This is a genomic window from Asticcacaulis sp. P2_B1, from assembly GCF_056404915.1.
In genome coordinates, this window is sequence record NZ_JBFUDD010000020.1 from 1 (window position 1) to 22,667 (window position 22,667).

At 61.0% G+C, this 22,667-nt stretch carries 13 protein-coding genes; 4 read left to right on the top strand and 9 right to left on the bottom strand.

Annotated features, from left to right (window positions below; genetic code table 11):
• Nucleotides 1-1,355: HAMP domain-containing protein (locus tag AC1DX3_RS23405; RefSeq protein ID WP_476991773.1), on the bottom strand; the 1,355-nt coding region annotated here is incomplete at its 3' end.
• Nucleotides 1,356-1,609: 254 nt separating this feature from the next.
• On the opposite strand from AC1DX3_RS23405, the gene AC1DX3_RS23410 reads away from it, so the two are divergent.
• From AC1DX3_RS23410 to AC1DX3_RS23420, 3 genes are all read left to right on the top strand, one after another.
• Nucleotides 1,610-2,764, top strand: a complete 1,155-nt coding sequence (locus AC1DX3_RS23410) for a M14 family metallopeptidase (RefSeq protein ID WP_476991774.1) — start codon at nt 1,610-1,612, stop codon at nt 2,762-2,764.
• A 100-nt stretch (nt 2,765-2,864) separates the two neighbouring features.
• Entirely contained in the window at nt 2,865-4,514 is a 1,650-nt protein-coding gene (locus AC1DX3_RS23415) for a sialidase family protein (RefSeq protein ID WP_476991775.1), read from the top strand.
• A gap of 167 nt (nt 4,515-4,681) precedes the next feature.
• Nucleotides 4,682-5,422 (top strand): FadR/GntR family transcriptional regulator, encoded by a 741-nt coding sequence (locus AC1DX3_RS23420; protein WP_476991776.1) that lies wholly within the window; start codon nt 4,682-4,684, stop codon nt 5,420-5,422.
• 18 nt (nt 5,423-5,440) lie between these two features.
• Here the strand turns inward: AC1DX3_RS23420 and AC1DX3_RS23425 are convergent, their stop codons facing one another.
• The 8 genes from AC1DX3_RS23425 to AC1DX3_RS23460 form a co-directional block, all read right to left on the bottom strand.
• Nucleotides 5,441-6,475, bottom strand: coding sequence for an arabinan endo-1,5-alpha-L-arabinosidase (locus AC1DX3_RS23425; protein WP_476991777.1), 1,035 nt, complete (start codon nt 6,473-6,475; stop codon nt 5,441-5,443).
• Between the two features lie 182 nt (nt 6,476-6,657).
• Nucleotides 6,658-9,360, bottom strand: coding sequence for a TonB-dependent receptor (locus tag AC1DX3_RS23430; RefSeq protein WP_476991778.1), 2,703 nt, complete (start codon nt 9,358-9,360; stop codon nt 6,658-6,660).
• A gap of 171 nt (nt 9,361-9,531) precedes the next feature.
• Nucleotides 9,532-10,659 (bottom strand): glycoside hydrolase 5 family protein, encoded by a 1,128-nt coding sequence (locus tag AC1DX3_RS23435; protein ID WP_476991779.1) that lies wholly within the window; start codon nt 10,657-10,659, stop codon nt 9,532-9,534.
• A gap of 94 nt (nt 10,660-10,753) precedes the next feature.
• Nucleotides 10,754-11,884, bottom strand: a complete 1,131-nt coding sequence (locus AC1DX3_RS23440; RefSeq protein ID WP_476991780.1) for an aldose epimerase family protein — start codon at nt 11,882-11,884, stop codon at nt 10,754-10,756.
• Between the two features lie 86 nt (nt 11,885-11,970).
• A complete protein-coding gene (locus AC1DX3_RS23445; protein ID WP_476991781.1) occupies nt 11,971-13,281 on the bottom strand; it encodes an extracellular solute-binding protein in 1,311 nt (436 codons plus the stop codon).
• Nucleotides 13,278-14,105: a carbohydrate ABC transporter permease gene (locus tag AC1DX3_RS23450; protein ID WP_476991782.1), complete on the bottom strand. Its 828-nt coding sequence runs from the start codon at nt 14,103-14,105 to the stop codon at nt 13,278-13,280. Before AC1DX3_RS23450 ends, AC1DX3_RS23445 begins: the two co-directional genes overlap by 4 nt.
• Complete coding sequence (locus AC1DX3_RS23455; RefSeq protein WP_476991783.1) at nt 14,102-14,986, bottom strand: carbohydrate ABC transporter permease; 885 nt, start codon at nt 14,984-14,986, stop codon at nt 14,102-14,104. The genes AC1DX3_RS23450 and AC1DX3_RS23455 overlap by 4 nt, the downstream gene beginning before the upstream one ends.
• Nucleotides 14,986-16,092, bottom strand: coding sequence for an ABC transporter ATP-binding protein (locus AC1DX3_RS23460; RefSeq protein ID WP_476991784.1), 1,107 nt, complete (start codon nt 16,090-16,092; stop codon nt 14,986-14,988). Before AC1DX3_RS23460 ends, AC1DX3_RS23455 begins: the two co-directional genes overlap by 1 nt.
• Nucleotides 16,093-16,410: 318 nt before the next feature.
• Here AC1DX3_RS23460 and AC1DX3_RS23465 point away from each other — a divergent pair, with 318 nt between their 5' ends.
• The gene (locus AC1DX3_RS23465) at nt 16,411-22,665 is read left to right on the top strand and encodes a beta strand repeat-containing protein (protein ID WP_476991785.1); all 6,255 of its coding nucleotides are present in this window, start codon (nt 16,411-16,413) and stop codon (nt 22,663-22,665) included.
• Nucleotides 22,666-22,667 lie beyond the last annotated feature (2 nt).

Genomic DNA, 22,667 nt, shown 5'->3' on the forward strand with positions numbered 1-22,667 from the left:
CCTTCGGTACCGACTTCGCGGGCGACGCGGGTGACTTCGGCGGCGAAGGAGTTGAGCTGATCGACCATGGCGTTGACCGTGTCTTTCAGTTCGAGAATTTCGCCCTTGACGTCGACCGTGATCTTTTTCGACAAATCGCCATTGGCGACGGCCGTGGTGACGTCGGCGATGTTGCGCACCTGGCCGGTCAGGTTACCAGCCATCATGTTGACGGAGTCGGTGAGGTCTTTCCACGTACCGGCGACGCCTCTCACCTCGGCCTGGCCGCCCAACTTGCCTTCGGTACCGACTTCGCGGGCGACGCGGGTGACTTCGGCGGCGAAAGAGTTGAGCTGATCGACCATGGCGTTGACCGTGTCTTTCAGTTCGAGGATTTCGCCCTTCACGTCGACGGTAATCTTCCGCGACAGGTCGCCATTGGCAACAGCGGTGGTGACCTGGGCAATGTTACGCACCTGGGAGGTCAGGTTGCCGGCCATGGAGTTGACCGAGTCGGTGAGGTCCTTCCACGTGCCGGACACGCCTTCGACCTTGGCCTGGCCGCCCAGCTTGCCTTCGGTGCCGACTTCACGGGCGACGCGGGTGACTTCGGAGGCGAAGGAACGCAGCTGGTCCACCATGGTATTGATGGTGTTTTTGAGTTCGAGGATTTCGCCCTTGACGTCGACCGTAATCTTTTTCGACAGGTCGCCATTGGCGACAGCGGTGGTGACTTCGGCGATATTGCGCACCTGACTGGTCAGGTTGCCGGCCATGGAGTTGACCGAGTCGGTCAGGTCCTTCCACGTGCCCGACACGCCTTCGACCTTGGCCTGGCCGCCCAGTTTGCCTTCGGTGCCGACTTCGCGGGCGACGCGGGTCACTTCGGCAGCGAAAGACCCCAACTGATCGACCATGGTATTGATGGTCTTGGCGGTACGCAGGAATTCGCCCTGCAACGGCCGGTCATCGATCTTGAGCGCCATGGTCTTTGACAGGTCGCCTTCCGCGACGGCGCCGATGACGCGGGCGGTTTCGGTGGTCGGGTGAACCAGGTCGTCGATCAGGTCGTTCACCGACTCGACCGAGTCCTGCCAGAAGCCGGAAACATTACCAAGGCTGAGGCGTTGGCTGAGTTTGCCTTCCTTACCGACCGAACGGCTGAGGCGGCCGAGTTCGGCGGCCAGTCGTTCGTTCATCTCGACGACTTGGTTGAAGGCGTCGGCAACCTTGCCGGCGACTCCGGTCCATTCCATCGGCAATCGGACATCGGCCTGGCCTTTGCGCAGGGCGGTCAGGGCGTGCAGAAGGGCGGCCATCTCGCCCCCCTCGTTCACCGGTTCGGCAAGCTGGAGAGCGGTATCTAGAGGCGCCATGAGTTTTCCCACATCTGGAGGAAGGCACGAATGTTTTGGGAGAAAAGGCGCGTCAAGTGTCGCACCGCCCCCGGTTCTATACATATTGAGCGAGGGCGATAAACGGGCGATGCGTGTTTTTAATGAACTTATAAATAAGTCATAAGGGACACGAATTCGGCCACGCGGTTGTGACCTGCAATCCTATATCTCGGTTTGCCCTTCGCACCGTGGCACTTTAAGACACGGGTCGTAACCTGTGCAACGAGGATCCTATGAGCATTTCGTTTTCGGCCGATTTCGACAGCGGCAACATCATCGTGCTGGACGGCGAAGGCGATCGCTGGAACCTCGACATCCGCCACGACAAGGACTCCGACTTTTATCAATGGTTCTATTTCCGCGTCGACGGCGCGGCGGGGCGAGCCTTGGAACTGCGCATCCTGAATGCCGGCGACTCCGCCTATCCCGATGGCTGGCCGGGCTATAGCGCCTGCATCAGCAGCGACAACGAGACCTGGCAGCGCACGGAGACGACCTTTGAGGACAAGGTCCTGACCATTCGCCATACACCACAAAGCGACAGCATTTGGTTTGCCTATTTCGCACCCTACCCCAGCAAGCGTCACGAGGCCCTGATCAAGGAATTTGCGACCGCCGAGGGCGTGAGCCACAGCGTGATCGGCACAACATTGGATGGCCGGCAGATGGATTTGCTGACCATGGGCAACGGGCCGTTACGGGTGTGGCTCTATGCCCGCCAACATCCCGGTGAGACCATGGCGGAATGGTGGATGGAAGGCGCACTGGCCTGGCTGACCAGCGGTGACGCGGCGGAATTGCGCCGCGCGGCGACAATCTATGTCGTGCCGAACATGAACCCTGATGGCAGCGCCCGCGGTCATCTGCGCACCAATGCGGTCGGCGTCAATCTGAACCGTGAATGGCACGCGCCCAGCCTGGAGCGCAGTCCGGAAGTGCTGTGCGTACGCGACGAAATGGACAGGACCGGCGTCGACTTCGCCATCGATGTCCACGGCGACGAAGCCATCCCACACGTCTTCATGGCCGGATTCGAAGGCATTCCGTCGTTCGATACGGTCAAGTTCGCCCTCTATCAGGACTATCTAGCGCGTTTGTGCGCTCAGACGGCGGATTTCCAAACCAAGGACGGTTATGCCGTTCCCGCGCCCGGCGCCGCCAATCTGACCATTTCGACAAATTCGGTGGCCGAACGCTATGGCGCCATCGCCATGACCCTGGAAATGCCTTTCAAGGATCACATCGATAATCCTGACCCAGTCCATGGCTGGTCGCCGGAGCGCTCGCGCCAGCTGGGTGTGGATTGTTTGGTGGTCTTGGCAGAGATGGCGGGTGATATGGATGGGCCGTTGTTCGGGTTGACCAAGGCGCGCCTGACTGGCGTCTGATTTTTCAATTCGATTCCTTCCAACCTTGTCGTTTGGGTGGTTGACGATCTGCTTCATTTAATTATATGATAAATACGATAATAAAATGAGGAAACCCGAAGTGTCATTCATCTCTCCCCTGCGTTTGACGGCCGTCCTGCTCGGCCTGCTCATCGCCCCCGCTGTTGCATTCGCCGCCCAGGGACCGCTCAGTGACCACCAGGCGCTTTATCCCCGGCTGGTGCGCATCAGCCACGACGCCAATGTCGCCCACAACGATATCATCATCGCCAGCGTCAGCAGTTTCGACGGCGGCGGTCACCAGGACATCTTCGCCAGCCACGACAATGGCGCCACCTTCGCCATCGCCGGCACGGTCCAGGATGGTGATTTTGCCAAGGGCCTGTGCTGCGGTGGTCTTTACGAGTTGCCGGCGACCATCGGCGCCATGCCGGCCGGCACCTTGTTGTGGGCCGGTTCGGTCGGTGGCGATACACCCGCCGACCCGATGCAGATCAAGATTTACAAGAGCACCGACCAGGGCGCGCACTGGACTTACCTATCCAATTGCGTCACCGGCACCAAGCCGCGCAGTCAGGGCGGCCTGTGGGAACCGGAATTCACCATCGCCGGCAACGGCCATCTGGTCTGCTTCTATTCCGACGAGACCCAAACCGGTCATTCCCAGACCCTGAGCTATGTTCAGTCGGCCGATGGCGTCACCTGGAGCACGTCAGTCAATGTCGTGGCCAGTGCCGACGCCAATGACCGTCCCGGCATGGCCAATGTCGTCAAATTGCCGGACGGGCCTTACGTCATGTCGTTCGAGATGTGCGGTCCGCTCAACTGCGCCGCCTTCATGAAGACATCGGCCGACGCCCTGACCTGGGGGGATGCCACCTCGCACGGCACGGCCATCGCCCTGGCCGACGGCACCACCTTCTGGCATACGCCGACCCTGACCTGGGCGCCTACCGCCGGCACCACGCATGGGCAACTGGTCTTGCAGGGCCAGATCCTAGTCAAGAATGGCGTCGTCCAGCCTGGTAACGGCAAGACGCTGTTCATCAACGCCGCTGGTGACGGCACAGGTGCCTGGACCGCCTTCGACGCCCCGGTGACTGTATCCATGCCCGACGGCACCGCCGGCAACTACTGCGAAAACTATTCGTCACCCCTGCTGGCGGTCGACAATGGCAAGACCGTGTTGCAACTGGCGTCCGATTTCGATGGCACCGTCTGCAAGACCTATGTCAACCGTGCGGCTTTGGGCGGTGTCAGCTTGAACGGTGGCAATATCGCCGTCACCAAAGGTAGCTCGGCCACCGGCGATTTCACCCTGAATGCTGGGCCGTCCTTTGCCGGCAGCTACAATCTCAGTGTCGATGTACCCGGCATCCCGGCCGACGTCACCCTGTCGGACGCCAGCGTTACCTTGTCGCCCGCCAGTCCTGCCACAGTCCATTTGACCGTGAAGCCGACAGCCTCGGCCGACGCCGGCAGCTACAATATCGCCTATGCCGGACTATTCGGCACGTTTCTGTTCGGCGCCGGAGGTTTGGCCGTGAGCAAGAGCAAGGTGGCCGGCGCCCTGGTCGTGGCGTCATGCCTGACGCTGAGCGGCTGCGGCGGTTCCGGCGGTAGCGGCGGCACGACTCCGCCGACGACGGTGTCGATCGATTATGCCGGCACGATCACGGCAACCCATGCGGTGGATGCCACGGTCACAGCGACGGCAAACTTCAAGATCACCCTCACCAAGACAGCCTAATCCCACAACAATATGCATAATTGCAGCCCCGGCAGGTTTACCTGCCGGGGTTTTTCACGCATACCAAGTATTAATATGATAAATGCGATACAGGTCCTGTTCTTGCGCAGCCCCATCTTATCGCTTAAGAGGCGAAACCGCCGTTACCACAGGTCCGCATTCCGTCCATGCACGTTGAAAAAGAGTCCGTTACCAGTATCTCGCTCGGCCGCAACCTGACAGTCGGCCTGCTCGATCATTTGGGCAAGGCGATCGTCACGGGTTTTTACGACAGCAAGGTCTTTCCGACCGAGGCAGCCTTGGCTGAACAGTACAGCGTCAGCCGTTCCGTGACACGCGAAGCCGTCAAGATGCTGACCGCCAAGGGCCTGCTGACGGCGCGCCCGCGCCAGGGCACGGTCATTCAGTCGACCCTGCACTGGAACCTGCTCGACAAGGACGTGCTGCGTTGGCTGTTGGAGCGTAAATTCTCTCTGCGTCTGCTGCGGCAATTCACCGAATTGCGCATTTCGATCGAGCCCAAGGGCGCCGAACTGGCGGCCAATAACGCTACCTATGAGGACCTGAACCGCATGAAGGCGGCGTTCGACCGCATGGTCCAGGCCGACCAGGGCCATGGCGATCCGACTCAGGCCGATATCGACTTCCATGTGTCGATCCTGTTCGCCTCGGGCAACCCGTTCTATTATCAGTTCCAGGATCTGATCAAGACGGCCTTGCAGACTTCGATCAAGTTCACCACGCGGGTCAACGGCGTGACGCCGAATCTCGAAGCCCACGAAGATATCATGAAGGCGATCTTCGACCGTGATGCCGACCGGGCCTACAAGAAGATGTTCCGCATTGTGAATGACGTGCTGATGGTCATTTACGACCAGGAAGCCCAGGATAAACTGGCCCAGTCATAGGGCGCAGCGGGGCCTTCCCTACATCACCGCCGAAGGCCAGCCGTCGGCATCCCACGAGATCGGCGAGATGCGCAAGGTCGGCAAGGCGTCCTGAGTCGTGTCGTAGGCATGATAGACGATCAGGTCGCGATCGCCGTCCCTGACCACGGCACAATGACCCGGCCCGATATAGCGGTGCGACTTGTACGGCCGGTCGAAAATCACCGAGGTGCCGTAGCCTTCCATCAAGGCGCGGCCTTCGCGGTCGATATAGGGACCGGCAATGTCAGCGCTACGGCCGCAGGCGACATAGTAGTCGCTTTCCATCTTGCGGCAGCAATGATCGTAGGAAGCGAAGAGATAGTACCAGCCGCTGTGCTGATAGATGAAGGCGGCTTCGATGGCATTGTCGGCGCCATCGGGCGCCGGGCGATAGGCCAGGCTGCGCAGGACGGGATCGCTGGCCAGCGGCTTGCCGGTCACCGGATCGAGCGCCAGCAGCTTCAGGCCGGTCCAGTAGCTGCCGAAGGCCAGCCAATGCTTGCCATCCTTGTCGGCGACGAAATTGGCATCAATGGCGTTGTGTCCGTCACCGGGATGGGTTTCGACCACCACGCCCTGGTCATGCCAGCCATAGTCCGGCGATGAACGGTCGAGCGTCTTCGACATGGCCAGGCCAATTGCCGAGCGCATCGAGCCGCCTGTCGAGATAGCGTAATAGAGCCGGTACATGCCGTTGACATAGGAGATGTCGGGCGCCCAACAGCAGTCACCGCCGACGATGATCTTGGTCCAGTCCGGCAGGCTGTCGAAGGGCGATTGATTGTCGGTCCAGGTGACGAGATCCTTGGAGGTCCGCCACGTCATCAGGGCGCCCTTCTTCCAGCCACCGGAACCGAAGACGTGATAGGTATCGCCTTCCTTGATCATGACCGGGTCATGCAGGTAACCAATATAGCCCGTCATGCGGTCGTTGAGAGATTTGGTCGCCTGGGCGCGCAGGGCCAACGGCGCAGCCAATAGCGGCGCACACATCAGCAAGGAACGGCGGGCAATATCGGTCTTCATCGTCATGACGGGCATCCTTGAGACGGAAGAGAAAAAAAGACGTGCCGGCGAGGGTCGGTCGGAGGGAGTTAGCCGGCACGTCAGGAGGGGAGTTTCATTCCGAGAAAGACATCGGAACGCCGGGAGGTCCCTCCTTGAAGACAGACGCGGGTCACCGGGAATGCAGCCCGCGTCCATAGTCTTTAAGTTCAGTACTTGGCGCGAACGCTGAAGCCGAGGAACTTGTCATCGAAGCGAATGTCATGCGGGAACAGCGGGGTATCGAAATAGCTGTGATACTGGCCGCCATTGACATTGACGCCGTCGACGCTGACCGTCAGGTGCGGGTTAATATCATAGCTGACGCTGAAATCGAGACGGCCGTTCGGCTTGACATAGTTGAACTTGGCGCCTGTTCCCGGGGTCAGGGTGCCGCCACCGAAATAACCGTCCGTATAGGTGTCGCGCCAGTTATAGATGATGCGGCCTGTGATGCCGTATTTTTCGTACAACAGGCCGACATTGTAGGCGTTCTTGGACACGCCTTGCAGAGAATTGCCGTCCAGCGGATCGCCCGGCGTGTTGATCTCGCTGTTGGCGCGGGTGTAATTGGCCATGACGCCCAGGCCGTTCCAGGCGCCCGGCAGGGAGTCGAAGAAGACCTGGCCGGCGACTTCGAAACCGTTAAGGGTGGCGCCGGCGACGTTGCGCGGTTTGGTCACCAGGTATTCGATGCCGTTGATGGTCTCGATTGTGGTCTGAACCTGGGTGCGGTCCGTGATCTTGCGGTCGTAAACGGCCAGCGACACGTAGCTCGACTTGCCGAAATAGTACTCAGCCGTCAGGTCGCCATTGTTCGACTTTTGCGGACGCAGGTCCGGGTTGCCGCCAGAAGCATTGGGGCGGATATTGGCGTTCAGCGGCACGTCGTAGGTAATACCGGGGTTGAGGTCACCGAAGAACGGCCGCGCAATGGTCTTGGCGTAGGTGGCGCGCAATTGCAGATGGTCGGTAAGCTTCAKGCGGCCACTGATATTCGGCAGATAATCCGAATCCTTGGTGTTGCGCGTCTGGGGCGTCTTGACGCCATTGATGACACCGGTGCCGGTCAGGGTGCGATCCGTCGTGGTGTAGCGCACGCCGATCAAACCATCCAGGGACATGCCGTTGCTGAAGTCGAAACCGTATTTGGTCTGGACATAAAAGGCTTCGGTTTTTTCCTTGGCGGCATAAGAGCGGGTCGAATCCCAGGCCGGATCGCCTTTCGCCTGGCCGTACAGTGTGCGCAGCGTATCGATATGGTCGCGCAGATAGTCGGGATCCGGCGTATACCAACGGGCGCCGTTATTGATGACCGGAATGCTGTCGGGCGACAGGATCAGGAAATCTGCGGGCAGACCGACGGAATTGACCTGGGTCACACGATTACCGCCCGGCGCGCCCGGCGAGAAGGTGACAGCTTCGAACAGGGCGTCGCGGTCGGCATAGCGGGCGCCGAATTGAATCTGTTTGAAGATGCCGTTGTCGAGGTCGTAGGTGCCGTCGAGCCGGGTCTGGAACATGTTGCTGTAGGACCGGTTATAGTCCTGGAACAGGCCGTTGGCGAAACGGAAATCGTCCTTGCTCGAGAGCGGATCGCCCGTCATGACCGTGGTGCCGTGACCGGAATCGTCGACCGTGATATTGACGGCCGAAACTTGCTTGCCGATGTCAACGATGTTGTTGCGGTTGGCGTTGTAGGAGCGGATATAGGACAGGTCCCAGTTCAGGGCGAAGGCGTCCTTGTGCCACTTCAAACCGGTGCCGTAGATATATTGGTCGGTCTTGCCGGTCTTGGCCTGCGTCGAGGTCAGCCCCGGAACATTATTGAAGGTCGCTTTGTTACCGAGGCACTGATGAACGGCCTCACCCGCCGGATCGTAGAAGCCGGCGCCGTTGATATGGGTGTCGAAGCATTCCGAGGAATTCTGGACATTGGTGATATTCTGGGCCGCGAAGATGTCCGAGAAGATGAAGAAGGTAGCGAATTTCGATTCCCAGCCGGCATATTCGGCATCGGCATAGACTTCGAGATTATCGTTCGGCTTCCACTGGAAGACGGCGTTGAGCTGAGGACGATCATAGTCACCGGTATCTGTCAAACCGCCGACACAGGTCGGCAGGACGGAACCCGTGCCACCGGACGGCCCCTTATTGCCGGACCGCGGATCGCAGTTGAAGGAGATCGGACGGCTGAAATGCTGGTCCGAATAGGAGGCATCGACCAACAAGCCCATTTCACCGGCGCCGCTGTCCCAACGGTTGGAGACCAGAACGCTGGCGACATAGTTGGTTTTGCCGGTGATCTGACCGTAATTGCCACGCAGATTGCCGGCGATCGTCAATCCCTTTTTGAAGTTGAAGGGCTTCTGACGCTTGATATTGATGACGCCGGCAACGCCGCCTTCGAGCAGTTCGGCCGAGTTCGACTTATAGACATCGACACCGGAAACCGATTCCGCCGGAAGGTCCTGGAAGGCATAGCCGCGGCCGACGCCGGTAAAGATTTCACGGCCGTCGAGCGTGGTTTCGATGTCGCCAAGGCCGCGAATGATGACGCCCTGGACTTCGTTATTGTAGCCGTTCGAGGTCTGGACGCCCGGCACGCGCTGCAGGGCCGCGGCGACGGTATTGTCTGGGAACTTGCCAATATCGTCGGAAACGATCGAGTCGACGATATTGTCCGATTTGCGCTTGATGTCGGCAGCGCGCTTCAGGCTGTTGCGCTGGCCGATGACGACGACGGTCGTGGCGTCGTCAGCCGGTGCGGCGGCCGTGGCATCGGCAGGCGCATTTTGGGCGAAGGCGGAATTGGCGGATAGTATAAGCGCGACGGCGGACGCCGTGCACAGAACGAGTCGCTTGGTGGCCATGATGTAACCTCTCCTGTTTTTCTTGTGTCCGGATCGTTGCCCGGATGTTTAGCACATCTTATTTATATGATAAATCAGATTTAGCTGACAATTCAAATTATCATACTTATTGGCGATGGTTGTCGATTGTGACAAAAATATCGCCCTGGCTATTTCGGCATATGCAGTATGTTACCGCGTCTTGCGGAACTCGGCCTCAGCCTCGTCGGTCAGACGCTTGATCTGATCGGTTTCCGCCTTGCGATAGGGCGTGCCATCGGCGTGGAAGATGTCGTGGAACCACAGCTGGGGCGGCGCCATGGTGTAGGGCTTCTGCCACGAATCCCACGGCATGTTGGTCTGGGTCTTGCCCAGCACGAAGCCCCAGTTGATCATGGCGACGTTATATTTGCGGCCGAGCGGCAGAGCGCTGTCGAAGGTCGAGCCGTTGCCACGCGCCATATATTCGGTCAGCAGCAAGGGCCGGCCATAGGGCTGCAACGACTGGATGCGGGCTTCGAGGACTTCGGGCCAATCGTAATTGTGGAAGCTGATGACGTCGGATTGCGCCAACTGGATCTGTTCGACGGCATTGAGTTGGCTGGCCTTGTCCCAGTCGTCATTGTGCCACAGGCCGGATGTCAGAGGCTGGATCGGGTCTTGGCTGCGCGCCCAGTCGAAAACCTGGGGCAACAGCTTGGCGACGAGGCCGATCTTCACCTGTTCGTCGAGCTGATGATAATTGCCGCCCCCCTGATTGTCGGGTTCGTTCCATACATCCCAGGCCAGGACGCGTTTGTCGTGACCGAAGGCGCTGACGACACCCTTCACATAGGTTTCGAACTTCGGATATTGCGCCGGGTCTTGCAGGCCGGCCGTGCCGGGGCTTTGTATCCAGCCGGAATTGTGCGTGCCGGGGATGGGCGGGTGCTGGACACCGAGCTTGGGATCGGGATCCCAGCACGAATCGAACAGCACGAAGATCGGCTTGATATGGTGCTTGTCGGCGATGGTCAGGAAGGTGTCGATACGCTTCTTGAAGCCTTCAGCGTCCTGGGCGTAGAGCTGATCGTGGAGGAAGACGCGCATGGTGTTCATGCCGATGCCCTGGGCATAGCCCAGTTCCTTGTCGATCTCGGCGGGATCGAAGCTGTCGGCTTCCCACATCTCGAACTGATTGATGGCGTCGGTCGGGATGAAGTTGCTGCCAACCAGCCAGCGTTGCTGACTGTACCAGGTATTGGCCTTTTCAGCGCTCCATCTTTGGGTTTCGGCCTTGGCCTCGGTGGAAAACGCCTGAGTTGATAAGGCTAACGCCATGGTACCCGCCACTAGGAATAATTTCATCGGTTTCATAAAGCTATCTTTCGTCAATTGCACGACCAAGCTGGTCGCATGTTGGGCGACACGCCGTTTATTTGGCGCTGAACCGGTAGATAAGGGTGTTGGAATAGGTCTCACCGGGGTGCAGCAGGGCCGAGCCGAAGGCCGGCTGATTCGGTGTATCCGGGAAGATTTGCGGCTCCAGCACGAACGCGTCGCCTTCGCGGTAGATGTGGCCGGACTTGCCCGACGAGGTGCTGTCGAGGAAGTTGCCGGAATAGAATTGCACGCCGGGCTGGGCCGAAGACAGGGTCAAGGTGCGGCCGGAGATCGGGTCGGTGACGACGGCGACGACGCGCGGGGCTGAGGCCGCCGTCTTGCTAACGACCCAGTTGTGGTCATACCCGCGGCCGAACACCAGTTGCTGGTCGGAGGCGTCGCGGACTCGGGCGCCGATGGCGGTCGGCGTGCGGAAGTCGAAATCGGTGCCCGCGACCGGGCGGATTTCGCCGGTCGGGATGGCGCCGGAATCGGTCGGCAAATAGGCGTCAGCATTGAGGGTCAACAGGTCGTCATTGATGCTGCGCGTCGCCCCCTCGCCCGCCAGATTCCAATAGGCGTGGTTGGTGATATTGACGATCGTCGTCTTGTTGGTCGTCGCCGTATAGGTGATGGTCAGTTGGTTGGCTTCGTCGAGGGCATAGGTGGCGTGGACGGTCAGGGTGCCCGGATATCCCATATCGCCGTCGGGGCTGACATAATCCATCTCGACCGAGGCGGTATCGCCCGATTTGACGGCAACGACGGTCCACTTGACCTTGTCGAAGCCCTTGGTGCCGCCGTGCAGTGAGTTGACGCCATTATTGACGGGGGCCTGATAGGCGTGGCCGTCGATGCTGTACTGCCCCCTGGCGATGCGGTTGGCGAAGCGGCCGACCGTGGCGCCGAAATATTGCGGCTTATCGAGATAGTCCTGGAGGGTGGCGTAACCCAGCGCGATGTCGGCCGGCTTGCCGTCGCGGTCGGCGGTGACCAGGGCTTGCAGGCTGGCGCCGTAGGTGATGATGGTGGCCGAGGTCCCTTTGTGGTTGGTCAGGGTGATGGCTTCGACCTTGCCGCCGTCGGGCAGGGTACCGAAATCGCCGCGTTTGGCGTCTGTCGCTTGGGCGGCGCCGGCCAGGAGCGCGAGTCCGCCTATCAGCGCAAAGGCCTGTTTTTGCATGTCGTCATCCCTGCTTTAGCAATTAATCTGATTTATAAGATAATTAATTGCCACAGGAATGGGCGCGGGTCAAATCATAATGTGACTTATGACAGGTTGGTCAGCATGTCGTCGACGCGGGTCTCGGCGTCGGTGAGCGCCTGCTCGACCGGCTTGGCGCCGGTGATGGCCGAGGCCAGTTCCTCGCTGACGATGTCCTGGATAGCGAACTGACGCTGGACATTGCTGGGCAGGCCCTGGCCGTAGTCGGTGATCGCCATCAGGTCGCGGCGGTGGGGCTGGCTTTGATAGGCAGGACTATTGATGACCGCTTCCATCGACGACAGGTGGCCCGAGCGCGTCCACGCACCTTCGTGGGCGGTGAGGAATTTGAGCAGGCGCATGACGGCCGCGGTTTGCGCCGGGGTGCGTTTCTTGACCGGCATGACCCAGGCATGGCCGTCGACAAAAGCCGACGGCGCGTCGCCGAACAGGACCGGATAGGGTTTGACCGTATAGCCATGATAAAGCGGCCGGCCGGGCTCGGCGGCTTCGTCGTCGAAGGCGCCGATCATCCAGGTGCCGACGATATAGACCCCGCCTTCGCCATTGATGAAGGCGGCGTTGGCGGCGGCGTAGTCCTGGTCCTTCGTCGTCAGGCCCTCGTCATAGATCTGCTTAAACAGGTTGACGATCTCAATGGCGCGCGGCGTGTTGAGTCGGATATGCGACGGGTCGGGGAAGATGACCTCGTGTTCGGCCAGCAGGTAGGTATAGAGGTTGCGAGCATAGGCGGCCCTTTCGTTGACCATGGACTGAACGAAATAGGGTTTGCCGGTGGCGGCCCGGAACTGGTGCGCCTGAGTCAGCAACTCGGCGGCGTTGCGCGGCAGGACGGGCTGACCGTCGCGCACCAGGCCGGCCTTGGCGAACAGGTTCACATTGATGTGGAAGAGCTGCGTCCAGGTGTCGAACGGCAGGCCGTAAATCTCGTTGCCGGTGGTGATTTCGCGGCGGGCCACCGGGGTGAACTGGTCGCTGGTAATGCCCTGGGCGGCCAGGGCGGCCGACATCGGCATCAGCAGATGATGTTCGCGATAATCCGGAATGACCGCCATATGCATGGTGACGAGGTCGGGCGCATCGTCGGCGGCGATCTGGGCCGAGAGCTGGTCGTAACCCGGCCAGGCGACCGTGTTGACATTGATGCGGAGGTCGGGATTTTCCTTCTCGAACTCATCGAGCAGTCCGGTAATGATCTCGCATTCGCCGTTGGGATTCTGCGTCGGCCGGCCGAACTTCGGCACGTGGGCGCGGCAATCGCCGAAGATGCGCTGGACGGTGATGGCCGGTCGCGGATCCGGCCGTTCGCAGGCGGTGAGTGCGAGGACGACAAAGAGAAGCTGCCAGGCCTTCATAGCTTGACCATCCCGGTGATGGCGCGGACGATATGCTTCTGGAACAGGATATAGACGATCAGCACGGGCAGTCCGGCGAGGACCGCTTCGGCCATCAGGAAGCCCATGCCGGTGACTTCGATATAGTTGGTCTGGGCTGCGGCCATGCCTTCGGTCAGGGTGTACATGGCGGGCTTGGTGGCGGAGATCAGCGGCCACCAATAGTCGTTCCACGCCAGCAGGAAGGTGTAGATGCCGAGGCTGGCCTGGGCCGGCAGGGTTTGCGGCAACAGGATGTTCCAGAAAATGCCGAAGGTCGAGGCCTTGTCGAGGCGAGCGGCATCTTCCATGCCCTTCGGGATGGCGCGGAAGGTCTCGGTCATCAGGAAGACGCCGAGCGGCGCCGACAGGCCGGGCAGGATCAGGGCGATATAGCTGTTGTGCCAGTGCAGGGCGCTGAAGATATGGTGGCGCGACAGGATGACCGACTGGTCGGGAATGGCCAGGCCCATCAGGACGAAGGCGTAGAGCCAGTTGCGCAAAGGGAATTGCAGCCGGCCGAAGGCATAGCCGGCCAGGGACGACAGGGTGATAACGCCGGCGACCGATGCTACGGCCACCACCATCGAGTTGAGGAACCAGCCGAAGACGGCATGGGTGTGGAAGAGCTCGGCGTAATTGGCCAGGGTATAGGGGCCGAAGGGACTGAGCGGCGCCTGGCGCATCAGGTCGATATTGCTGCGCAGGGAGAGAAAGACCGTCCAGGCCAGGGGCAGCAGGATGACGATCAGCATGACGGCGCAGAAGGCGATGCGCGCCGAGTCCCACAGGCGGCGTGAGGTCATGTCCGCCTCCCCTGGCCTAAGAGACGCCGTGCCAGTTGCGGCACCAGGGAAACGACGAGGATGAGAGCGAACAGCATCTGCGAGGCCGCGGCGGCATAGCCGACGTCCCAATGGTTGAACCCGGTCTCGTAGATATAGAGGACCAGCGGCCGCGAGGCGCCGTTGGGCCCGCCCTGGGTCAGGAGCTGAGGTTGGCCGAAAAGCTGGAATTGCAGGGCGCATTCATAGGCGGTGACGAGGACAAGCGCCGGGTTGATGGCCGGCAGGGTGATGCGGTGGAAGACCGCCCATGGGCCGGCGCGATCGAGGGCGGCGGCCTCATAGACCGAGCGCGGCACCTGTTGCAGGGCGGACAGGAAAAGGATCATCGGCAGGCCGAGGCTCCACCATACCGTGATGACGGCGAGGCTGGGCAGGACAGAGTGCGGGTCGCTGAGGAAGGCCGCGGGCGTCAGGTGGACGAAGCGGGCAAAATGGCTGATAAGGCCGCCGTCGGGTGTCAGGATCTGGCGCCAGATGATGGTCATGACCGTCACCGACAGGACAGACGAGGCGAACACGACGCTGCGCATAAAGGTGGCGAAGCGGGTCGAGCGGTTGAGCGCCAGGGAAAGACCGAGCGCCAGGACGATCAGGACGGGCACGCACAGGACCACGAACAAGCAGCTGTTGCCGAGGGCCTGGAGGAAGGTCTTGTCGCGGAACAGGCGGATATAGTTCTCAAGGCCGATGAAATGCTGGCCGCCGAACAGGTTGGCGCGGAACAGGCTAAGGCGGATACCGGACAGCAGCGGATAGACCAGCAGCCAGACATAGACGCTGAGGAAAGGCAGGGCGAAGAGGATATTCCGCCACGGACCGTCTAAAGCGCGCAACCGCATCAGGCCGGCTCCGCATGATAGGCCAGGCCAGCGGCATCGAACAGATGGGCGTGGGCGCCGTCGATCGTGACGGTCACCGTGTCGCCGGGCTGGTGCAGGCTGACTCCGGCTTCGGCGGCGATCAGTTCGCTGCCATCGCCCAGGCGGACATGGACCCAGGAATGCTCGCCGAGGCGTTCGACGAAATCGACTGTGGCGGTAAGTCCGGTCTTTTTCGCCCGCGCCACCGTGACATGCTCGGCGCGGATGCCGAGCCGCCAGTCCGCGGCCTCAGGCAGAGTACTCATGCCGATCGCGGTGTGCACCACAGGACCGGCCGCCAGGGTAAAATCGGCATGCCCATCCCTGCCCTTGCGCACGGCGCCGGGCAGCAGGTTCATCGGAGTGGCGCCGACAAACTGGGCAACAAACAGGTTGGCAGGCCGCATGAAGATGTCGAGCGGCCTGCCGATCTGCTGGACGACGTGGTCGTGCATGACCATGATGCGGTCGGCCAGGGTCATGGCCTCGACCTGGTCGTGGGTCACCATGACCACGGTTGCCGACAGGGTGCGCGACAACTGCGCCAGTTCGCGCCGGGTACGCAGGCGCAGGGCCGGATCGAGGCTGGACAGCGGTTCGTCCATCAAGAGGAGGTCGGGTTTCTTGACCAGGGCGCGGCCCAGCGCCACGCGCTGCTGCTGGCCGCCCGACAGCTTGCCGGGGCGTTTGTCGAGCAGGTCGGTGATGGCCAGGGTCGCGGCGGTCGTCTTGATACGCTCGGCGATATCGGCGGGCGCCACCCCCATATTGCGCAGGCCGAAGGCGAGATTGTCGGCGACCGACATGTGCGGATAGAGGGCGTAATCCTGAAAGACCATGGCGACGCCGCGGTCGCCGGCCGGGACATTGTGGATCGGCTTTGCATTGAGAAAGATTTCGCCGCCGTCGACGTTTTCCAGGCCAGCGATCAGGCGCAGCAGGGTCGTCTTGCCGCAGCCGGAGGGGCCAAGGATGACGAAGAATTCGCCGCCGGCAATGGTCAGGGACAGGTCTTCGAACAGGCGCAGATCGTCAAACGTCTTGACCACATGGCGAAATTCCAGGCCATGGCTCTGCTGCGGCATTGCGGTTCTACCTGTTGCACCCGGCCGGCGCGATGCGCGGCCCCGTCCCCGGCGCATGTCATAGCGCAGAAGTCGGGCGAGGAACAGGGTGCTCAATGCATGAGCCGGCGTTTAAGGTTAATCAGATTTAAACTGTAAAAGTAAATGAAATTTAATATAAATTGACGCAATTTAATAGTTACTTGTGGCAATTAAAATATTAAAATGCATTAGCTACGTATTCTCTCTTATTTAAACTCTATCATGCATAATTGTCGCAGGTAATATTCAGCCATTGGAAGCGAAAATCGCTTCCAGGCGCGTAGACAGGTGCTTATCATGACCGTAACGACAAGAACTGTCGTCGCCGGCGATCCTTCGCTCGTTGTGACACTTTCCTCGGCGACGTCGTCGGCGCAAAGCGTCGCCCATCTGGCGGGCGGCGGCTATGTCGTAACCTGGCAGGTCTACGACACCAACAACCTCCTGGAAATCTACGCCCAGCGTTACGACGAAAGCGGCGAGGCCCAGGGCAGCAAGTTCCACGTCAATACGGTCGACTATTCTTACCAAACTTCGCCGGTCGTGACAGGCTTAAGCGACGGCGGCTTCGTTATCGCCTGGGGTCGTGTCGTCGGCGCCAGCGGCATCTGGATGCAGCGTTACGATGCCGATGGCGTGCCGCAGGGTACCGAAACCGGCGTCAATACCTGGGGCAATAACTACACCGAAAATCCGTCGATCACGGCCATGTCGGATGGCGGCTATTTCGTCGCCTGGCAGAGCCAGGGCCAGGACGGCAACAGCTACGGCAGTTACGGGCAGCGCTATGATGCCCATGGCAATCCGGTCGGCGCGGAGACGCACCTTGTGGGTCGCACCGGCGGCAACCAGGATTCGCCGGTCATCGCCTGCCTGAAGGATGGAGGCTATGTCGTTGCCTATGCCGACTATAACGGCGGGCCGGGCAGTTACGACATCTATGCGCAACGTTACGACGCCATGGGCGCCAAGGTCGGCACCGACACATTGATCAACCTGCCCTCCTCGTATCGCGCGCAATACATGCCTAAGATCACCGCCATGGATGACGGCGGTTACCTTGTCGTGTGGACCAGTTCGGACCAAGACGGCAGTGGCTATGGCATCTATTCGCGCCGTTATGACGCCGACGGTCACGCCATTACTGGCGAAATCCGCGTCAATACGACGACCTATTCCGACCAGATGGCACCCTCGGTCACCGTGCTCAGCGATGGCGGCTATGTCATCGCCTGGCAGACGGAAATCCGCGGCGAGGACATGATGATGGACCCGTCGTCCTACAATGCCTATGGCCAGGTCTATGGCGCCGACGGCCGCGCAGCTGGCGGCGAAATCAAGTTCAACGCCGTGCCCAGCACCGCCCGCAACGGCGGAGATACGGGCCCCCAGGTTGCGGCGCTCGATGACGGCAAGTTCGTCGTCACCTGGAGCCAGGCCACGACGGGCGGCGCCTTCACGCATAATCTTGTTCAGACAATCTATTCGGTCGGGCCGGCGCTTACGCCGGTGACTGCACAGGTCGAGACGGTCGTTAATAGCGATACAGACGGCAATCAGGACGGTGCCGCTGTCACCGGGCTGGCCGGCGGCGGCTATGTCGTGACGTGGACCAGCGGCAGCGATATTCATGCGCAATTGTACGATGCGTCCAGCACAGCTGCCGGCGCGGAATTCGACGTCAATGGCGCCACGGCGACGGACCAGACACCGGCTACCGTTATCGGCCTGACCGGCGGTGGCTATGTCGTCACCTGGACCGGCGCCGGTGACGACGGCGGCGTTTTCGCCCAGGTGTTCGACGCGGCCGGCACGAAGGTTGGCGACCAGGTCCAGGTAGCCAACGCAGATACGCATGTCCCGTCGGTCGCGGCCTTGCCTGGCGGCGGTTACGTCGTCGCCTATCAAGGAACCGATGACGGCATCGACATCTATCTGCGGATTTTCGACGCCAGCGGCGCCAGCGTCGGCGATCCTCTCGCCGTCAACAGCTTTACTGCCGGCGATCAGTCGAACGCCCACATCGCGACCGCTGGCGACGGTTTCGTCGTGACCTGGCAATCGACCGATCACGATGGTGACGGCACCGGCATCTATTGCCAGTTCTACACCTCGGCCGGTACGCCGATCAGCGAGGAAATCCTCGTCAATACCGTGGTGGCGGGCGATCAGGTCGACGCCACGGCGGCTGGCCTCGCCGACGGGGGCTATGTTGTGACCTGGTCGACCGCTATCGGAACCGATGGCGACGATTGGAATATTTCAGCCCAGCGTTTCAGTGCCACCGGCGCCAAGGTCGGTACCGAGACCGTCGTCAATACGAGCACAACCGGCGCGCAAACCCAAAGTGTGGTGACCGGTCTGGCCGACGGCGGCTATGTCGTCGCCTGGCAGGGCGCTGATGGCAGCGGCGGTTACGATATCCATGCCCAGCGTTTCGACCTCAATGGCGGCCTGGTCGGCGCGGAAACCGTGGTCAATACCGCCACCAGCGGCGATCAGACCGCGCCGGCGATCACAGCCCTGGCCGACGGTGGTTATGTCATCTCATGGCACGGCTACGACGCGGTTACCGGTGAACAAGAAATCTATCAGAAGGCCTTTACCGCCGACGCCCCCGTTACCACCCTGGTGACCGGCACCGAGGCGGTCGTCAATACCCATATGGACGGGTCCCAGGACCACGCTTCCGTCGCGGGCCTGAACGGCAGCGGCTATGTCGTAACCTGGACCAGCAGCGATGCCACCGCCACCGGGATCGATGTCCATGCCCAGCTCTACGATCGGGCGGGTCATGCCATGGGATCCGAGACGACGGTCAACACGTATCGCGTTGCGGACCAGACCGGCTCTGTAGTTACCGGGTTACTGAACGGCGGCTATGTCGTGACCTGGGTCAGTTCGGGGCAGAACGACTATGGTCAGGGAATTTTCGCCCAAACCTATAATGGGCTCGGCCAGGCGGTCGGCGGCGAAACCCTGGTCAGCGCCGCGATTGAAGGCGTCCGCTCGGCTCCGGCCGTCACGGCGCTGGGCAATGGCGGCTATGTCGTCGCCTATGTCATCGCCGGCACGGATGACGATGTCGCCTTTCAGCGCTTCGACGCCGATGGCGCCAAGGCCGGCAGCGAGACCATCGCCAACACGTCCCTTGCGGGCGCGCAAGGCCAGGTCAGCGTTGCGGCTGTCGGCCACAGCGGCTTCGTCATCACCTGGCAGTCGGACGAAGGTGACGGCACGCTGATCCACAGCCAGCTGTATGACGCCGCCGGTGTGGTGGGTCTCGAAACCGTGGTCGATCTTGCTGGCACCGATCAGGTGACGCCCGCGGTCGCCGGGCTTGGCGACGGCGGCTATATTATCACCTGGGCCGGCAATGACAGTGACGGCTTCGGCATTTATGCCCAGCGTTATACCTCCTCGGGCGTCGCCATGGGGCACGAGACGCTGATCAATACGACGCCCGCCGGCGCCCAAACCGCGCCAGCAGTCGTTAGCCTGTCTGACGGCGGTTATGTCGTGACATGGCAGAGCGACGACCAGGACGGCGACGGCTGGGGCATCTACGCCCAGCGATTCGACGCCAACGGCCACGTCGTGGGTGCCGAAACGCGGGTCAATACCGCAACGACGGGCGATCAGGATGCGCCTTCGATCGCCGCCACCAGCGACGGCGGCTATGTCATCACCTGGCACGGCTACAACGCGACGACGGGCGCCCAGGAGATCTATCAGCGCACGTTCCTGGCCGACACCACGGTCTATCTCACCGGTACTGATGGCGCCGATTCGCTCGACGGTCGCGGCTCCGACACAAACATGGCCGGCGGCCTGGGCAACGATACCTACACAGTCGACAGCCTGAGCGATGTCATCGTCGAAGCGGTCGCTGGCGGCACGGATACCGTCAACACCACGATCAGCTTCACCCTGGCCGACAACGTCGAAAACCTGGTCCTGAAGAGCTGGTATTCGATCAATGGGACGGGTAACGGCGCAGCCAATACTCTAACCGGTAATGATGCCGACAATGTGCTGGATGGCGGCGCCGGCGCGGACACCATGATCGGCAATTACGGCGACGATACCTATTATGTCGATAACCTCGGCGATATCATTACTGAATACGACTGGGGCGGCAATGATACGGTGCGTGCCTCGATAAACTATACCCTGGCCGATTACGTCGATAATCTGATCCTGGCCGGCAGCGCCAATCTCACCGGTACCGGCAACGGGTGGGACAATACCATCACCGGCAATGACGGTGACAACCGCATCGACGGCGGCACCGGCAACGATGTGATGGCTGGCGGCGCGGGCAACGATACCTATGTCGTCGACAGCGTGTGGGACACCGTCACAGAAGCGGCCACCTCAGGCACGGATACGGTCGAGTCGTCGATCGGCTATAGCCTCGGCAGCAATGTCGAGCGCCTGACCTTGATGGGCACCGACTCTATTGATGGCACGGGTAACGCCCTTGACAACACCATCACCGGCAATAGTGGCAATAACCGCCTTGATGGCGGCGCCGGCGGCGATACAATGGCGGGTGGCGCCGGCAACGACACCTATGTTGTCGACAGCGCATCCGATACGGTGACCGAGGCGAGCGACGCCGGCAGCGATACGGTCGAAGCCGCGATCAGCTTCACCTTAGGCGACAATGTTGAAAATCTCGTCCTGAGCGGCACTGACAATACTGACGGCACCGGCAACGGGCTGGACAACAGTCTGACGGGCAATAGCGGCAACAATCATCTCGATGGTGGCGTCGGCGCCGACACCATGACCGGCGGTGCCGGCGACGATATCTATGGCGTCGACAATGCCGGCGATGTCGTGACGGAAAACAGCAACGAGGGCTCGGACACGGTCATGAGCGCGGTTACGCGCACATTGGGCAGCAATGTCGAGAACTTGGTCCTGACGGGGACCGACGCTGTCAACGGAATCGGCAATAGCTCCGTCAATGTGCTGACCGGCAACAGCGCCGACAATACGCTGGACGGCAAGACGGGCGCCGACACCATGTACGGCGCAGGTGGCAACGACACCTATGTCATCGACAACATCGGCGATCTCGCGATCGAAACCCTGAGCGGCGTCGACGCCGGCGGCACCGACACGGTCAATACGTCGGTGACCCTCACCCTGGCCGCCTATATCGAGAGCCTGACCCTGACCGGGACATCCGCCATCAGCGGCACCGGCAACGACCTGGCCAATACGCTGACCGGCAATTCCGGCAATAACAGCCTGGACGGCGGCACCGGCGCCGACAAGATGTACGGCAAGGCCGGCAACGACATCTATTATGTCGACGATATCGGCGACCGCGTCTATGAAACCAGCGGTACGACCGATACCGGCGGCACCGACAAGGTCTATGCCTCGGTCACCTTCGCGCTCGGCAGTTTTGTCGAAACCCTGGTGTTGACCGGGACCGACAATATCGACGCCTCGGGTAACGACCTCGATAATACGATCGTCGGCAATGCCGGCAATAACACGCTTAAGGGCCTGGCTGGCGCTGACAGCATGACCGGTGGCGCCGGCGACGACACCTATTATGTCGATGACACCGGCGACAAGGTTGTCGAGACAAGCGGCGGCGTGGATTCCGGCGGTAGTGACCGCGTCTATTCCACAGTCAGCTTCACCGCCTCGACCTATGTCGAGACCCTGTATCTGACCGGCACCGACAACATCAACGGCACGGGTAATGCGTCGGACAACACCCTGGTCGGCAATGACGGCAATAATGTGCTGAACGGCGGCGCGGGCGCCGACACCATGAAGGGCGGCGCCGGCGACGACACCTATTATGTCGATGTCAGCACCGACAAGGTCTACGAATCGAATAACGGCGTCGATACTGGCGGCACCGACAAGGTCAATTCATCGGTGGGCTTCTGTCTCGGCAGTTTCATCGAAAACCTGACCCTGACCGGCACCGATAATGTCAACGGCAACGGCAATTCGCTCGACAACACCCTGCGCGGCAACAGCGGCAACAATTCGCTGAACGGCAAGGAGGGCGTCGACACCATGTACGGCGGCGCCGGCAATGACATCTATGTCGTCGACAATATCGCTGACCGCGCCATCGAAACGTCGAGCGGCGTCGATACGGGCGGCACCGACAAGGTCAGTTCGGCGGTGACCTTTACGCTTGGGTCGTTTATCGAGAACCTCACCCTGACCGGCACGGCCGATGTCAGCGGCACCGGCAATACGATGGACAATATCATCATCGGCAACACCGGCGCCAACGTCATTACCGGCGGCACCGGCAACGACACCCTGACCGGCGGGCTGGGGGCGGACACCTTCACCTTCGGGCTGGCTTCGGGCGCCGATATCGTCAAGGATTTTTCGGCCAGCCAGGGCGACCTGATCAACCTGCACGCCTATAACGCCCAAGCGACGGCGGTAATTACCCAGTCGGGCAGCGATACGATCATCGATCTCGGCGGCGGCAATACGGTGACGCTCCAGAATACGACGGCGACCGACGCCAATATGTTTAGCCATATCGTCTGGTAGGC

What these genes read in the sequence shown, in the direction of transcription:
- AC1DX3_RS23420 (WP_476991776.1), top strand. Translation starts at nt 4,682, where the DNA reads ATGCACGTTGAAAAAGAGTCCGTTACCAGTATCTCGCTCGGCCGCAAC.
- AC1DX3_RS23455 (WP_476991783.1), bottom strand. Translation starts at nt 14,986, where the DNA reads ATGCGGTTGCGCGCTTTAGACGGTCCGTGGCGGAATATCCTCTTCGCC.
- AC1DX3_RS23460 (WP_476991784.1), bottom strand. Translation starts at nt 16,092, where the DNA reads ATGCCGCAGCAGAGCCATGGCCTGGAATTTCGCCATGTGGTCAAGACG.
- AC1DX3_RS23465 (WP_476991785.1), top strand. Translation starts at nt 16,411, where the DNA reads ATGACCGTAACGACAAGAACTGTCGTCGCCGGCGATCCTTCGCTCGTT.
- AC1DX3_RS23440 (WP_476991780.1), bottom strand. Translation starts at nt 11,884, where the DNA reads ATGCAAAAACAGGCCTTTGCGCTGATAGGCGGACTCGCGCTCCTGGCC.
- AC1DX3_RS23450 (WP_476991782.1), bottom strand. Translation starts at nt 14,105, where the DNA reads ATGACCTCACGCCGCCTGTGGGACTCGGCGCGCATCGCCTTCTGCGCC.
- AC1DX3_RS23445 (WP_476991781.1), bottom strand. Translation starts at nt 13,281, where the DNA reads ATGAAGGCCTGGCAGCTTCTCTTTGTCGTCCTCGCACTCACCGCCTGC.
- AC1DX3_RS23435 (WP_476991779.1), bottom strand. Translation starts at nt 10,659, where the DNA reads ATGGCGTTAGCCTTATCAACTCAGGCGTTTTCCACCGAGGCCAAGGCC.
- AC1DX3_RS23410 (WP_476991774.1), top strand. Translation starts at nt 1,610, where the DNA reads ATGAGCATTTCGTTTTCGGCCGATTTCGACAGCGGCAACATCATCGTG.
- AC1DX3_RS23425 (WP_476991777.1), bottom strand. Translation starts at nt 6,475, where the DNA reads ATGACGATGAAGACCGATATTGCCCGCCGTTCCTTGCTGATGTGTGCG.